Genomic DNA, 14,306 nt, shown 5'->3' on the forward strand with positions numbered 1-14,306 from the left:
ATTTGGCATAATAACCATTCCTACCTGTAAAATAGCAGAAACAGGCGATGGTTTCAAGCAACTAGATTGAAGGAAAGAAGTGTGTCCCATTGAAAAGCCGCAAAATTTTTTCCGCGATTATCCTGATCGGGTTCGGCCTGTATTTTTATTTGCAGCGGTTTGACCTCACCGGCATGAAGGACTACTTTACATGGCCGACGCTGTTGATCATTGTCGGGCTCGCTTTTTTAGGCGAAGGCTACTGGGGCCGGGACGGGGAATCGATTTTGCCGGGGGTCATTCTCGTCGGGTTCGGCCTCCACTTCCACCTTGCCGGCAAAATCGCAATTTGGCCGGACAATATCGGGGTCTTTGTTCTCATCATTGCCATCGGTTTTTTGCTCCGTTCGCAAAAAACCGGGGATGGCACGTTTTACGGCCTGCTGTTTCTCGTGCTGTCCATCCTGCTCCTGTTTTCCGATAAAGTAATGGGGTGGTTCGGCCTTGTCGAGAACAATGTTTCTTCCCTGATCAATTTCTGGCCGGCCGTGCTTGTCGTTATCGGCGTCTACCTGCTGTTTGCGAAAAGAAGGAGGCGGAAATAACCCTCCCGTAAAAGCCGGGCATTCAAACAGCCCGTGCGCCCGAAAAAAACGGCCAGGCGATTCCCACCGGCAAATTCCGGGGACGGGCCGCTACAAGCCCGGCTGAATAAATACTATTTCGGATGCGGTCCCGAAGCCTGCAGAAAAGCCCGGCGCCCGCATGCTGGCCCCGGGCTTTTATTCACTTGATTCTTTCCATCAGGGAAGCCCACACTTTGTCCTTCCCCTCTCCTGTTTCAGATGAAAATAAAATGATTTCGTCTTCTTTTTCCAGATTCAGCGTTTCTTTTGCCGTTTTCAAATGGGATGCCCATTTGCCTTTCGGGATTTTATCGGCTTTTGTGGCCACGACGATACACGGGATTTTGTAGTACTTTAAAAAATTGTACATCAGGCAGTCGTCGTTTGTCGGCGGATGCCGGACATCGACAATGAGCACGACCGTCTTCAGCTGTTTTCTTGACGTCATGTACGCCTCAATCATCTGGCCCCATTTTTCCCGTTCTTTTTTCGACACCTTCGCAAACCCGTAGCCGGGAACATCGACAAAGTACATTTTGTTTTCGATTTTGTAAAAATTCAGCGTCTGGGTTTTCCCCGGCTTGGAAGAGGTCCGGGCAAGGGCTTTGCGGTTGATCATTTTATTAATAAAGGAAGACTTTCCCACATTTGACCGGCCGGCAAGCGCGATTTCCGGCAAATGCCCTTCCGGATATTGCTCCTGCCGCACCGCGCTGATGACCAGTTCTGCCTCCGTTACTTTCATTTCTCCTCACCTGCAATGGCAATTTCAATAACTTCGTCCATATGCGTGACCGGGTAGAAATGGAGATCCCCGCGCACGCTTTCCGGAATGTCATCCAAATCTCTCTCATTTTCTTTCGGAATAATAATTTTTTTCAGCCCCGCTCTATGTGCGCCGAGCGATTTTTCCTTCAATCCGCCGATCGGAAGTACCCTGCCGCGCAGGGTGATTTCGCCTGTCATCCCGACTTCCTTATGCACGGCATGCTTCGTCAGTGCGGAAATCAGGGCGGTCGCAATCGTGATCCCGGCAGAAGGGCCATCCTTCGGCACAGCGCCTTCCGGAACGTGGATATGAATATCATACTTTTCATGGAAATCCGGCGCAAGCCCGAGTGCTTCCGCTTTGGAGCGGACAAAGCTGAAGGCGGTCTGGGCGGACTCTTTCATCACATCCCCAAGTTTTCCGGTCAGGACCAGCTTTCCTTTCCCCGGCGAAAGCGACACTTCGATCTGAAGTGTATCGCCGCCGACAGTCGTGTAGGCAAGCCCGGTCGCCACGCCAACCTGGTCTTCCATTTCGGCCTGCCCGTAATGGAAAAGCGGCTTTCCCAGAAAGTCAACGATATTTTTTGCTGAGACCGTGACCCGTTTTCTTTTCCCGGATACAATGATCTTCGCCGTTTTCCTGCAAACTTCGGCCAATCTCCGTTCCAGTCCGCGCACGCCTGCTTCGCGCGTATAGCGGCGCACGATCAGGCGGAGAGCCTCCGCATCCATCCTCAGCTGATTGCGGGCAAGCCCGTTTTCTTTTATTTGCTTAGGGAGCAGATGGGACTTGGCAATTTCAATTTTTTCCAATTCCGTATAACCGGAGATCGAAATGATTTCCATCCGGTCGCGCAAAGGGCCGGGAACTGCAGACAGATCGTTGGCCGTTGCAATGAACATCACTTTCGACAAATCATACGGCTCTTCAATAAAATGGTCGCTGAACGCATGGTTCTGTTCCGGATCAAGCACCTCAAGCATCGCTGCTGAGGGGTCGCCGCGAAAGTCGCTGGCCATTTTATCGATTTCATCGAGCAAAAAAACCGGATTTATCGTGCCGGCTTTTTTCATGCCCTGGATGATCCGCCCCGGCATTGCGCCGACATATGTTCTGCGGTGGCCGCGGATTTCCGATTCGTCCCTCACGCCGCCGAGCGAAACGCGGACAAATTTTCTGCCCAAAGATTTTGCAATTGACCGTGCCAGGCTCGTTTTCCCGACACCCGGAGGCCCGGCAAGGCAAAGGATCGGCCCCTTGATCGACCGGGTCAGCTGCTGCACCGCCAGGTATTCAAGGACGCGCTCCTTCACTTTTTCAAGGCCGTAGTGGTCTTCGTTCAAAATCTTTTCCGCTTTTGCGACGTTGAGGTCATCTTCTGTAGCGTTCGACCACGGGAGCGTGATCAGCCAGTCCAAATAATTGCGGATCACCGCGCTTTCAGACGAAGCGGCCGGAATTTTTTCATACCGGTCCAATTCCTTGAACGCGGTATTGGCCACATGCTCGGGCATGCCGGCATTCAAAATTTTTTCGCGCAGCTCATGCACTTCCGCCGTTTTGCCTTCTTTATCCCCAAGTTCTTTCTGGATGGCTTTCATTTGTTCTCGCAAATAATATTCTTTTTGCGTCCGCTCCATCGACTTTTTCACTTGCTGGCTGATTTCTTTTTCAAGCTGCAAAATTTCCTGTTCATTTTTGATCAGCCCGATCAGCTTTCGAATTCTTTCTTTTATATCAATCGTTTCGAGAATGTCCTGCTTTTGCGGAAGGCGGAGCGGCAAATGGGATGCGATAATATCGGCCGCCTTGCCCCCGTCTTCCATATCGGAGACCGCTTGGAAGGTTTCACCCGAAATTTTTTTCGACTGGCTGATGTACTGATTGAAAAATTCGAGCATCGTGCGCATCAACGCTTCCGTTTCTGCATCCGGCAGAAACCGCTCATCAAATGTTTCGACTTCGACGGAATAGAAGGTGCCTTCATCTTCAAAAGATACAATTTTTGCGCGCCGCACGCCTTCCACGAGCACGCGGATGGTCCCGTTCTGCAGTTTCATCATCTGGTTCACTTTTGTGAGCGTTCCGGTTTGGTATAAATCTTCCTGTTTTGGTTCTTCGATGGAAACGTCTTTTTGTGTCGTCATGAAAACTTCGCTGCCATGCATCATGGCGTTTTCAAGGGCCTGTACAGAGTAGTCCCGGCCGACGTCCAAGTGCAAAACCATCGATGGATACACAAGAATCCCCCGTAAAGGAAGCAAAGGAACTGTGTATGCGGATTGTGTTGTCATCTCAGCACCCCTATCTCGATACGTCTTTTAGGGCTATCCATTAACCCCCTATGAGCGCATTGTCGTTAAAATGTTTCTTTAATGCGATATCCAGGACTTCTTCAAGCTGCCGGACCGGAACGATCGCAATGCCGGTGATTTCCTTGAATGAGGCCTGCATGTTTTCGGCAGGAATGATCACCGTTTTGGCGCCTGCCTGTTTTGCTGCTTTTATTTTGGCATACACGCCGCCGACCGGTTTGACCTTGCCGTGCAGGCTGATTTCCCCTGTCATGGCTGCTGTCTGGTCAACAGGAATTTTATAAATGGCGGAATAAATGCCGCATGCCATCGCAATCCCGGCGGAAGGGCCGTCAACCGGAATCCCGCCCGGAAAATTGACATGGAGGTCATACTGGTCAGCGGGCACACCCATCGTCCGTAAAACGGTAATGACGTTTTCGGCGGAACCTCTCGCCATGCTTTTTCTGCGGACCGATTTTCCTTCGCCGCCGATGCTCTCTTCGTCCACAATCCCGGTAATGTTGACGCTGCCCTTTTCTTTTGCCGGAATGGCCGCCACTTCAATTTCAAGAAGTATCCCTGTGTTCGGCCCGGTTACGGCAAGCCCGTTGACAAGGCCGGCCGCCGGCTGTTCAGGGGCCCTTTTCTCATAGCGCGGCGACAACTGGCTGGCTGTTGCCACCCATTCCAGGTCCTCCTCCCGGATAAAATCCTGTCCTTCCTGGATCGCAAGTCCTGCAGCAATTTGCACCATATTGACCGCTTCCCTGCCGTTTTGGGTATATTGCGCCAAAATGTCCAGGCCGTTTTCGCTGATTGCCATATGGATTTTATCAGCTGCTTTTTTTGCAACCTGTTTAATTTCACCGCGGTCAAGTTCGCGAAAAAACACTTCCATGCAGCGCGAACGGATGGCAGCCGGAATTTCGTTTGGCGTTCTGGTCGTTGCGCCGATCAGCCGGAAATCTGCAGGTAGTCCATTTTGGAAAATATCATGGATATGATGCGGAATTTCCCGGTTTTCGGGACTGTAATACGCACTTTCCAAAAATACTTTCCGGTCTTCCAGTACTTTCAATAATTTATTCATTTGGATCGGATGCAATTCCCCGATTTCATCAATAAACAAGACGCCGCCGTGGGCAGAGGTGACCGCACCCTGTTTCGGCTGCGGGATGCCGGCCTGCCCCATGGCGCCCGCCCCCTGGTAGATCGGGTCGTGCACGGAACCGATTAAAGGATCGGCAATGCCCCTCTCATCAAAGCGGGCTGTTGTGGCATCCAGTTCAACAAAAACAGCGTCACGTTGAAAAGGGGATTTCGGATTTTTTTTAGCTTCCTCAAGCACAAGCCGGGCCGCTGCCGTTTTGCCGACACCGGGCGGTCCGTAAATGATACAGTGCTGCGGGTTTGGGCCGCAAAGTGCCGCCCGCAGTGCTTTAATGCCGTCTTCCTGGCCCACAATATCCGCGAATGCTGCCGGGCGGACGCGTTCTGAAAGCGGCACAGATAAAGAAATTTCCCGTAGTTTCCGCAACTGTTCCATTTCTTTTTTTGATTCCCGGTCTATCGTAATTTTTTGTGCTTTTTGGCTTTTTAACAAGTGCCAAAAGTAAAGCCCGATAATGACCCCGAAAAATAGCTGGATCAATAAGGCAATCCCCGTCCAATTCATCCTGTTCCCTCCAAGCATTTCAGTTGCAGCCTGATCATGCCGCTTCCTTATTTATCTAGTATCTCCGGCTGCCGGAGGGAATAAACGGGGATTTCTGAAAACCGAGAATGGGCGGGCGGAAGAAAAAAGGGCAAGCGCACCGCTCGCCCATTGCTTCTTTATTCTGCTTCGCCTTTCATTTTGCCGGCGCTGTGCCAATACCGGGAATTTAACCCTGCTGCCTTAGACCGGTTCCTGTTCATAAAAGGATGTTCACGCCGGATTGCCGGCGGGCAGCCCGGCTCCGCTTATTTATGCCGATTTTGTCTGGTCGCTACCTTCAATGACTGTGCCGTCTTTCAGCACGAGCCTCGGGAATTCTTTGTCCAGGACGGATTCTTTTGTAACAATACATTTTTCAATATCTTCCCGGGACGGCAAGTCAAACATGACATCGAGCATAATGCCTTCAATAATGGAACGCAAGCCGCGTGCACCCGTTTTTCTTTCGATCGCTTTTTTCGCGATTTCCTTCAGCGCATCCTGTTCAAATTCCAATTCTACATGGTCGAGTTCCAACATTTTTTTGTACTGCTTGACCAGCGCATTTTTCGGTTCGGTCAAAATTTTAATCAATGCCTCTTCATCCAATTGTTCCAAAGTAGCAATGACCGGAAGGCGGCCGATGAATTCCGGAATCAGCCCGAAAGAAAGCAAATCTTCCGGCAGTACGTGCTTCAGGAGCGATTGTTCATCGAGTTCGTCATTTTTTAAATCGGTGCCGAAACCGATCACTTTTTTGCCGAGGCGGCGTTTAATGATCTGGTCGATGCCGTCAAACGCACCGCCGCAAATAAACAGAATATTGGTTGTGTCAATCTGGATAAATTCCTGGTGCGGATGTTTGCGCCCTCCTTGAGGCGGAACGCTCGCAACCGTGCCTTCCAAAATTTTCAGGAGCGCCTGCTGCACGCCTTCGCCGGAAACATCGCGCGTAATCGAAGGGTTTTCCGATTTACGGGCAATTTTATCAATCTCATCAATATAGATGATGCCTTTTTCCGCTTTTTCCACATCATAATCAGCCGCCTGGATCAGCTTTAACAAAATATTTTCGACGTCTTCTCCAACATAGCCGGCTTCCGTCAGCGATGTGGCATCGGCAATCGCAAACGGCACATTCAAAATGCGTGCCAGCGTTTGCGCAAGCAACGTTTTCCCGCTCCCCGTCGGCCCGATTAAGCAAATATTGCTTTTTGCCAGCTCTACTTCATCAATTTTGCTGTTGGAATTAATCCGTTTATAATGGTTATATACGGCAACCGCAAGCGATTTTTTCGCCTGTTCCTGGCCGATCACGTATTCCGCAAGAATTTCACGGATTTCATGCGGTTTCGGAATGTCTTTGAATTCCACTTCTTCTTCTGTGCCAAATTCTTCTTCAACAATTTCCGTGCACAATTCAATACATTCATCACATATATACACACCCGGACCAGCGACCAATTTTCGCACCTGGTCCTGCGATTTTCCGCAGAAAGAACATTTTAACTGCTGTTTTTCATCGCTGAATTTGAACATTCCATTCACCCCTTATATTGTACTTCTTCCACTCCATTGGCAGTTCCTGAAATAACAGGGACCCTTTAAGACTCCCGCTTACCATTATACAAACCCCTTTTGCTGTGATTTGTATATGGATTGTATCACAAAACTATGGTGGCAGGAAATAAACTGCTTATATCATTCTCCATGCATATGTAAAATTCCTCTCTACTCCAGATTTTCCCAAAAACCAGACGAATATTCTTCTCCATCCTGAAAAATTGCACCGCTAAGTTTCTGGTGCGCTTCTCTTACAGTATAGGCTTCTATGTATTTTTTTGGCACAGCCCGCAGGTTAGAAAACAAGACACGAGCCAGTGCCGTGCCTTGTATTTCTATTTATATTATGCAACAGTTTTGCTGTTTTGCACAAGAAAATCGATCGCTTTGCGCGCTTTCAGATCGGCTTTGATGCCATCCGTAGAACCGAGCACCCGCCTGATATCTTCAACGGGCATGCCGTACATTTCGGACATGCGTTTCAACTCTTCATCCACTTCTTCATCGGATACTTCAAGCTTTTCCGCATTGGCAACCGCTTCAAGCGTCAGATTAAAGCGGACGCGTTTTTCCGCATCTTCTTTCATCTGATTGCGGAGCGCTTCTTCATTCTGGCCGGAGAACTGATAGTAAAGTTCAAGGTTCAGCCCCTGGGCACTCAGGTTTTGTTCGAATTCTTGCAGCATGCGGTTCAATTCCGTATTGATCATCGCTTCCGGAATGTCCATTTCCGCATTTTCCGCTGCTTTTTCGACCACTGCATCTTCAACCGCGTGTTTTGCCGCATGTTCTTTCGATTCTTTTAAGTCTTTTTTGATTTTTTCTTTTAATGCATCCAGCGTTTCCACTTCGTCATCCGCATCCTGCGCGAATTCATCGTCCAGTTCAGGCAGGTGTTTCGCTTTGATTTCATGGACTTTTACCTTGAAAACAGCTTTTTTGCCTGCAAGTTCACTAGCATGGTATTCTTCCGGGAAAGTGACTTCGATTTCTTTTTCATCGCCGGTTTTTACGCCTGCTAATTGTTCTTCAAAACCCGGGATGAAGTTGCCCGACCCAAGTTCAAGCGAATAGTTTTCCGCAGATCCGCCTTCGAACGCTTCGCCGTCAACGAATCCTTCGAAGTCGATGACAACCGTGTCGCCCATTTCCGCTTCGCCGTCTTCCTTGATCACGAGTTCGGCAAGGCGTTCCTGCAGTTTCTTCAATTCTTCTTCCACGTCTTCGTCCGTTACTTCTGTATCCGGTTTTTCGACTTCAAGGCCTTTGTATTCGCCAAGTTTTACTTCCGGTTTCACGGTAACAGTCGCTTTAAAGATTAACGGTTTGCCTTTTTCCATTTGTTCGACATCAATATTCGGCGTATCGACCGGTTCAATGCCGGTTTCTTCGATCGCTTTTTCGTATTCGCCAGGCACGATCATATCCAGTGCATCCTGGTAAAGAGATTCCACACCGAAACGTTTTTCAAATAAAGGACGCGGGATTTTCCCCTTCCGGAAACCCGGGACATTGATTTGTTTCACTACTTTTTTGAAGGCTTTATCCAGACTTTTATCAACCGTTTCAGCATCTACTTCAACTGTCAGGATCCCCTGGTTTCCTTCAGTTTTTTCCCATTTTGCTGACATACCTTTCCCTCCAACAATCTATAAATAATAATGTAATAATAGGAAATAGACCGGGTCTGTTTCCTGATTCCCTTGTCTATTGCTTTTTTCAAATACGGATTGAAAAAAGACAGTTTACAACCATTTAATTATAACATAGCTTTTTTGTCTTTCAATGATGAGCCTACAGATTCGGCAAAGAAATTTCCTCAAGGCTTTCGAGATAGCGGACGGCCTCAAGCAAGGTATCCGGCTCCACCGAATAGTACATCGCGATTTTATCAAAATACGCTTCCTGCCCGAAAAGCTTCAGGCCCATGCTGTAGTAGGCAGCCGTCCACAGCGCGGGATCTTCCGGCTCCGGTTCAAACGGGTACAGCAGGAAAAAATGCCGGTCCAAAACCGTTTTAATCTGAGCAAAAAGTGTCGGATTTTTTTGTTCGACATCCCTTGAAAGCCGCGTAATCAAAAGATTATACAGCTGCGTTTCAAAAATCGGCAAAAGATGCGCGGGATTTACGGCGCCAGCCTTGCCGAGTTTTTGCACCTCGAATTCATCCGTGATCCCCTGTTCTTTTAAAACGTTCAGCAAAAGGGTCTGGATAAACGGATGTTTGTCCGGATCCCGGATATATGCCCGGATTTCATCGAGATACGGCCGGATATTTTCATGCACAAGATGCGAAACCCGCAAGATTTGTTCTTCCTGGTCCCCGGTTTCAAAAAGCTTACGGCCCGTATGCTCGGGCTCCCGTTCTGGTTTTGGCATTTGCATCCGCTTTTCACTGAAAGCGAGCAGTTTTTCATAATGATCCAGCTTGTCCGGTGGGGCTTCTTTTTCTTCCAGCAGAGCGCGCAAGGTACTGCTGATTTCTTCATGTTCACCGAGCTGGACAAGAATCATGAGAAACAGATCGAGGATTTCGAAGTAGTCACCGTTTCCTTCACGAAGCATTTGTCTGCCTTGTTCTTTCGCCCCTTCATAATCGCCGGCTTCATAGAGCGCAATCATGTAGGCGGTCCCGATTTCCCCATCGTCATGGTCAAGCCGGCGTGCCTGGCGAAGCAGCGCGGCAGCTTCTTTATATTCTTTTTGGCTGATGGATTCGAGTCCCCGCTCCAAGAGGCGTTCTTTCAGACGGGGGAACGGCACCACATTGCTTTTTCCGTTTTTCATTGTCCATTCCGCCTTTTTTTAGATCGTCACTAGTGTAGCATGAACCGGTTTTTTTGCAAAGGGTTTATACTGCCAGGGGGCTTTCTATTATGAAAAAAGCCAAACACAGAAAGCCATAAAGCTTCCGTGTCCGGCTTGCTTATTTCTTGTCCGGTCTGATATCGTGAATGTCCTCTTCCTCAGCCATTTCCGTGCCATAAGCAAGGCGTTGATTTTGCCTTTTTGCCGTGTTTTCAGCGCTTGGGGCATCATGATGCAAAAACCTGTGCACGAGCACTTCCGCAGCCGAAATCAGGCAGGCGGCAATGAAGCTGCCCCATGCAATTTGCAAATAATTGTCAAGCACGACGTTCCCGAAAATCCAGACACTGGCATAAACAAGCAAAAAATCAACAACGGTTGCTTTCCAATTCCCAATGCGTGGCAAAAGGAGCACATCTCCAACAACATAAGACACTATTGTGACAAGCAGGCTGAACGATAAAATGTCTGTGATCGTCGCATCGAAAAAGAGATCAAGCGCAACCGCAAAAGCGACAATGCACGTGATAAATTTTGCCAGTAAAACGATTGCATTTCGCATTTCAATTCCTCCCTTAAACAGGCAGTTTTACTTATAGTTTGTCCAAATGAAAAAGGATTGAAACATGATGGGATGATTTAAAAGAAGAAAAAAGGGGTAATGAATAACAAGTCTACACATGACGGAGGGATTCGATGAAAAGGTCAATGATGAATCTGATTTCAGGCACTTTGCTTTCCGCCGGGGGAGCCGTGCTGGCCATGGCCGCTTGCAACAAACGGCAAAAAGATTCGGCTGAAACTTGGGAAGACACGGATATGAGAAACAGCAAAAAAATCGACCGGATGGAAAGTGTGGATGCAGACAAAGTGCCGGAAGAAAAAGGACTTACACAGCTGGACTCCACATACCGTTCCGAATGGATCGCAAACGGATTTCCGCAAACCCATAAAGAAATGAAAGAACTGGAAAAAGAAGGGCAAAAATCATAACTGCTCTTTCCGCCATTTTACACAAAAGGCCGGGCAACAAGGGAAAATCCCTGCTGCCCGGCCTTTTTGCGGTTATACGCTACGTCTCAGGAGGGATTCGATCAAAGTAGGAAAATTGCAGGGATAAAAAAGGGATACTGCCACAGTGTTCTAATCTGCGTTAGCATCCCTTAGCTGTCCAAAACCCTTTCATATCAAGGGTTTATCTTCAAAATGCGCTACGTCCCAGGAGGGATTCGAACCCCCGACCTGCGGCTTAGAAGGCCGATGCTCTATCCTGCTGAGCTACTGGGACACTTTAAAATGGTTTGTTGTCAAATATTTTCCATTTCAATCAAAAATCACTTGAAAACAAACCTTATAAGGTTTGTTACGAACATATTTCATTTTAATCAGCAGGCGGGCAAATGTCAATCATGAATTTGAAAAAAACACGATTTTTTCCTGCAACGGGCGGGTGCAGCAGCAGGCAGCGGTTTCCGCAACCGGATTGGCCCGGCTTCGTACCCGCCTTGCTCTGCAGCCGGAGTTCCCGGCGTCATAACGAGAATTCCTGGCGTAAATCCTCAAGTTCGCGGTGCTTGTCCGTATAAAATGAAACACGGATCGTATTTCCGTTTTTCTCCACAACCGCATACGTCCGTTCCGTCCTGCCCCTTGGCATCAAAAGGCTGCCGGGATTCAGGAAAAGAGTATTTTCAATCAGCTCGGCACCGAGAATATGGGAGTGCCCGAAAAAAACAAAATCCGCCCCCACTTCTTTTGCTTTATAAGACAAATTCAACAGGGTCATTTTTACATTATAATGGTGGCCGTGGGTGACAAATATTTTGCTGTCCCCAATTTCTTTCGTGATATCAAGCGGAAATTTCCGCTCATAATCGCAATTGCCGCGCACGGTTAAAAAGTCCCGGATGGCCTCCTCGTCCGCTCGCAACTCCGAATCGCCGCAATGGATCATCGCGTCCATTTCCCCGCCGTACCGCCGTTTAAGCTCGATCAGCTCTTCCGTAAGTCCGTGGCTGTCACTTGCAATCAGCAGTTTCATTTTTTGCCTTCCTCCCCTAAAATCGAATACAGTGCATCCGAAAGTTTTGCCAGTGCATGGGCACGGTGGCTGATTTTATTTTTTTCTTCGGCAGAAAGCTGGGCAAGCGTTTTGCCGGACGGAAGCATAAAAATGGGATCGTACCCGAATCCGTTCTCTCCGATCCTTTCCCGCGTGATCCTTCCCTGAAGCGTCCCGGACACCGTAAATGTTTCTTTTCCAGGGCGGGCAACCGCAAGTGCACAATAAAAAGAAGCTGTACGTTTTTCATCCGGTACCCCTTCAAGCTCGGAAAGCACCTTATCGATGTTTGCCTCATCATTTTTCTCTTTCCCTGCATAGCGTGCAGAATAAACCCCCGGCCTGCCGCCAAGCGCATCGATCATAAGCCCCGAATCATCGGCAATTGCCATCATGCCGTATGCATTGGCCGCCGCTTCCGCTTTTAAAATCGCATTTTCTTCAAACGTTTTCCCCGTTTCCTCTACGTCCGGTGCGCCTTCCATATCCAAAAACGTTTTCACCTCGAGCTCGAACCGGGAAAATAAAGCTGCAAATTCTTTTGCTTTACCTTTGTTTTTTGTTGCAATCAAAACAGCCGCCAATTTTCTCCCCCTTTTAAAGGAAATGTATTATGTATGCACGATACAAATAAGAGGTAGTCTGGCTACCCCTTTTGTCCCATATTCTATAGTATAACAAAAAAACCACGCTAAAAACTACCCGTGTTGACTTTTTCCGGCCTTGTCACCGGTTCTGAAACCGATTTTCCGTCTTCTGTAACAAGCTTTGTACTGCCGTCCACTTCGACTGCAACGCTTATAATCCCTTTTTGCTCGGTCAGCGTCAGGACGAGCGGATCGAGCACTTCGTTTGAGATCATCTTTTTATCGAGGCTCCCTAAAATTTCTTTATTAAAATCAACCGTCACTTTCCCGTTTGCCACTTCCGGCTGTTTCTTCAGTTTGACATCGTCCATGAATCCGGACACAAGATGGGAACCCGGGGAAGGACCTTTAACCAGTTCTTCAACCGCTGCTGCGACATCGTCCTTGTTACTGTCCGCAACGCGCTTCGTTACCGGCACATAATAGCTTTGCTCCCTTGTTTCCGCCAAATAATAAACGGTGACCGGATGGGTATTTGTAATATCGGCAACATACTTTGTATCCGTATTGATGCCTGCCTCCCTTGTCAAACCATCCGGGCTTACGGGTGTCCCCGCAACCGGCATCGCCTTCAGTTTTTTGCCATTCATTTTAAGCGAGACCTTTTGAATGGAGTCGAACTGGGTCAGCGTCCATGTGACCGATTCCAATATTTTTTGTTCATCGTGCGCTTGATAGTCTTTGAAATCCCCCGAAAAGTCGACCGTCGCCAAACCGTCTTTCACATCTACCGACAACTGCGTATTCGCGGGAAGGACCGCGCGGAAGCCGTTCGGCAGCAAATTGGAAACCGGGCCGTCCTGCACGAGGTATTCCAGTGCCTGTTTTGCAATGCTTTTGCTTTCGGGCAAGGCGATCGTTTGTGGAACGACATAACCGTATTTATCAATCAAATACAGCTCTGTTAGCACCTGCCCTTTCTTTGCTTTTGCGGTTTGTTTCGCTCCGTCTTTTACAGAAACACTTTGATGTGGATCAATTTTTTCCGGCTGCTTCTCAGGTAGCAGGCTGCAACCCGAGATCCAGATGCTGCATGCCGCAAACGCCAGGGCAAGTTTGCCGGCTGCCTTTGCTTTTTTTACCATCCCTTTCCCCTCCCGAAGACTGTTTGTACTACTATGTATACTGGCATTCCGAAAAATTAGACCGGACATGCAAAAATTTCGGGGCAGAATAAAAACGGCACGCTTTTCCATAATAAAAATACAGCTGAACAGGAGGGATTGATTTGGACCAGACACTGGGCGTTCATGAAACGCTTGATATGCACGAAATATTAATGTTTAAAAACATCTGCTTAACAAAATCCGCAACCATGTCGGCCATTGCACAGGATCCGGCTTTAAAAGAACTGCTCGGGCAGAATGCAAAGCAGGCGAAGCAGGATATCGAACAACTCATGTCGCTTTTGGGGAGGGAAGAAAAATGAACGGCTTTCTCCAAAACATCATCGGGATGGGGGACATGTCAGACAGCATCATTGCATCTGACTTGCTCATTTCAACAAAGTCCGGTGTGAAGATGCTCGCGTTTGCGGTAACCGAGGCGGCAACAGCGGAAGCCAGAGCCGCTCTTTCCGCACAGCTTCTGGCGGCCATTGACATGCATGATAAGATCATGGACTTTATGATTGAAAAGGGTTACTATCACCCTTATCATATAGAGGACCAGTTGCATGTCGACATGCAGGCAGCCCGGACCGCCTTACAAATCCCCCTTCCCGATTAAACGGCGTACCCACTGCTTTACTTTACGTCAGTTTAAAGCGCAGCCGGCCTTCTCCCTCTTATCTGCTGGCTTTCGCTTTACACATTTGAAGAGGACAGGCACGAAAAACCCGGCCTGCTTTTAAAAAA

14 protein-coding genes and 1 tRNA gene are annotated in these 14,306 nt (G+C 48.4%); 4 read left to right on the top strand and 11 right to left on the bottom strand.

What is annotated here, in order from left to right:
• Nucleotides 1-89 precede the first annotated feature (89 nt).
• A complete protein-coding gene (locus tag NSS95_RS09835; protein ID WP_328229078.1) occupies nucleotides 90-584 on the top strand; it encodes a LiaI-LiaF-like domain-containing protein in 495 nt (164 codons plus the stop codon).
• Between the two features lie 181 nt (nucleotides 585-765).
• Here the strand turns inward: NSS95_RS09835 and yihA are convergent, their stop codons facing one another.
• The 7 genes from yihA to NSS95_RS09870 form a co-directional block, all read right to left on the bottom strand.
• The gene (gene yihA, locus NSS95_RS09840) at nucleotides 766-1,350 is read right to left on the bottom strand and encodes a ribosome biogenesis GTP-binding protein YihA/YsxC (protein WP_013859840.1); all 585 of its coding nucleotides are present in this window, start codon (nucleotides 1,348-1,350) and stop codon (nucleotides 766-768) included.
• Nucleotides 1,347-3,671: an endopeptidase La gene (gene lon, locus NSS95_RS09845; RefSeq protein WP_168986075.1), complete on the bottom strand. Its 2,325-nt coding sequence runs from the start codon at nucleotides 3,669-3,671 to the stop codon at nucleotides 1,347-1,349. Before lon ends, yihA begins: the two co-directional genes overlap by 4 nt.
• Nucleotides 3,672-3,711: 40 nt before the next feature.
• Complete coding sequence (gene lonB / locus NSS95_RS09850; RefSeq protein WP_328229079.1) at nucleotides 3,712-5,349, bottom strand: ATP-dependent protease LonB; 1,638 nt, start codon at nucleotides 5,347-5,349, stop codon at nucleotides 3,712-3,714.
• 291 nt (nucleotides 5,350-5,640) lie between these two features.
• A complete protein-coding gene (clpX, locus tag NSS95_RS09855; protein WP_014097835.1) occupies nucleotides 5,641-6,909 on the bottom strand; it encodes an ATP-dependent protease ATP-binding subunit ClpX in 1,269 nt (422 codons plus the stop codon).
• A gap of 368 nt (nucleotides 6,910-7,277) precedes the next feature.
• Nucleotides 7,278-8,564, bottom strand: a complete 1,287-nt coding sequence (tig, locus tag NSS95_RS09860) for a trigger factor (protein WP_061574087.1) — start codon at nucleotides 8,562-8,564, stop codon at nucleotides 7,278-7,280.
• Between the two features lie 163 nt (nucleotides 8,565-8,727).
• Nucleotides 8,728-9,720 (bottom strand): tetratricopeptide repeat protein, encoded by a 993-nt coding sequence (locus tag NSS95_RS09865; protein WP_014097833.1) that lies wholly within the window; start codon nucleotides 9,718-9,720, stop codon nucleotides 8,728-8,730.
• A 139-nt stretch (nucleotides 9,721-9,859) separates the two neighbouring features.
• Complete coding sequence (locus NSS95_RS09870) at nucleotides 9,860-10,303, bottom strand: YndM family protein (protein ID WP_014097832.1); 444 nt, start codon at nucleotides 10,301-10,303, stop codon at nucleotides 9,860-9,862.
• A 134-nt stretch (nucleotides 10,304-10,437) separates the two neighbouring features.
• Between NSS95_RS09870 and NSS95_RS09875 the strand changes: the two genes are divergently transcribed.
• Nucleotides 10,438-10,734 carry a hypothetical protein gene (locus NSS95_RS09875; RefSeq protein ID WP_328229080.1) on the top strand — a complete coding sequence of 99 codons (297 nt, stop codon included), beginning with the start codon at nucleotides 10,438-10,440 and terminating at the stop codon, nucleotides 10,732-10,734.
• A 221-nt stretch (nucleotides 10,735-10,955) separates the two neighbouring features.
• Here the strand turns inward: NSS95_RS09875 and NSS95_RS09880 are convergent.
• The 4 genes from NSS95_RS09880 to NSS95_RS09895 all read right to left on the bottom strand — a co-directional run bounded on the left by NSS95_RS09880 (nucleotide 10,956) and on the right by NSS95_RS09895 (nucleotide 13,535).
• Nucleotides 10,956-11,029: transfer RNA gene (locus NSS95_RS09880), tRNA-Arg, on the bottom strand.
• 243 nt (nucleotides 11,030-11,272) lie between these two features.
• Nucleotides 11,273-11,782 carry a metallophosphoesterase gene (locus NSS95_RS09885; RefSeq protein ID WP_014097829.1) on the bottom strand — a complete coding sequence of 170 codons (510 nt, stop codon included), beginning with the start codon at nucleotides 11,780-11,782 and terminating at the stop codon, nucleotides 11,273-11,275.
• Nucleotides 11,779-12,387, bottom strand: coding sequence for an XTP/dITP diphosphatase (locus tag NSS95_RS09890; RefSeq protein WP_014097828.1), 609 nt, complete (start codon nucleotides 12,385-12,387; stop codon nucleotides 11,779-11,781). The genes NSS95_RS09885 and NSS95_RS09890 overlap by 4 nt, the downstream gene beginning before the upstream one ends.
• Before the next feature lie 107 nt (nucleotides 12,388-12,494).
• Complete coding sequence (locus NSS95_RS09895; protein ID WP_340713875.1) at nucleotides 12,495-13,535, bottom strand: GerMN domain-containing protein; 1,041 nt, start codon at nucleotides 13,533-13,535, stop codon at nucleotides 12,495-12,497.
• Between the two features lie 143 nt (nucleotides 13,536-13,678).
• On the opposite strand from NSS95_RS09895, the gene NSS95_RS09900 reads away from it, so the two are divergent.
• Nucleotides 13,679-13,879 carry a hypothetical protein gene (locus NSS95_RS09900; RefSeq protein WP_014097826.1) on the top strand — a complete coding sequence of 67 codons (201 nt, stop codon included), beginning with the start codon at nucleotides 13,679-13,681 and terminating at the stop codon, nucleotides 13,877-13,879.
• The gene (locus NSS95_RS09905; RefSeq protein WP_014097825.1) at nucleotides 13,876-14,178 is read left to right on the top strand and encodes a spore coat protein; all 303 of its coding nucleotides are present in this window, start codon (nucleotides 13,876-13,878) and stop codon (nucleotides 14,176-14,178) included. Before NSS95_RS09900 ends, NSS95_RS09905 begins: the two co-directional genes overlap by 4 nt.
• Nucleotides 14,179-14,306 lie beyond the last annotated feature (128 nt).

Origin of the sequence: Weizmannia sp. FSL K6-3076, from assembly GCF_038007245.1 — a bacterium.
Classification (GTDB): Bacteria; Bacillota; Bacilli; order Bacillales; family Bacillaceae_C; genus Weizmannia; species Weizmannia faecalis.

Coding starts and splice junctions, on each gene's coding strand:
- NSS95_RS09905 (WP_014097825.1), top strand. CDS start 13,876: ATGAACGGCTTTCTCCAAAACATCATCGGGATGGGGGACATGTCAGAC.
- tig (WP_061574087.1), bottom strand. CDS start 8,564: ATGTCAGCAAAATGGGAAAAAACTGAAGGAAACCAGGGGATCCTGACA.
- NSS95_RS09885 (WP_014097829.1), bottom strand. CDS start 11,782: ATGAAACTGCTGATTGCAAGTGACAGCCACGGACTTACGGAAGAGCTG.
- NSS95_RS09870 (WP_014097832.1), bottom strand. CDS start 10,303: ATGCGAAATGCAATCGTTTTACTGGCAAAATTTATCACGTGCATTGTC.
- NSS95_RS09895 (WP_340713875.1), bottom strand. CDS start 13,535: ATGGTAAAAAAAGCAAAGGCAGCCGGCAAACTTGCCCTGGCGTTTGCG.
- lon (WP_168986075.1), bottom strand. CDS start 3,671: ATGACAACACAATCCGCATACACAGTTCCTTTGCTTCCTTTACGGGGG.
- clpX (WP_014097835.1), bottom strand. CDS start 6,909: ATGTTCAAATTCAGCGATGAAAAACAGCAGTTAAAATGTTCTTTCTGC.
- NSS95_RS09875 (WP_328229080.1), top strand. CDS start 10,438: ATGAAAAGGTCAATGATGAATCTGATTTCAGGCACTTTGCTTTCCGCC.
- yihA (WP_013859840.1), bottom strand. CDS start 1,350: ATGAAAGTAACGGAGGCAGAACTGGTCATCAGCGCGGTGCGGCAGGAG.
- NSS95_RS09865 (WP_014097833.1), bottom strand. CDS start 9,720: ATGAAAAACGGAAAAAGCAATGTGGTGCCGTTCCCCCGTCTGAAAGAA.
- lonB (WP_328229079.1), bottom strand. CDS start 5,349: ATGAATTGGACGGGGATTGCCTTATTGATCCAGCTATTTTTCGGGGTC.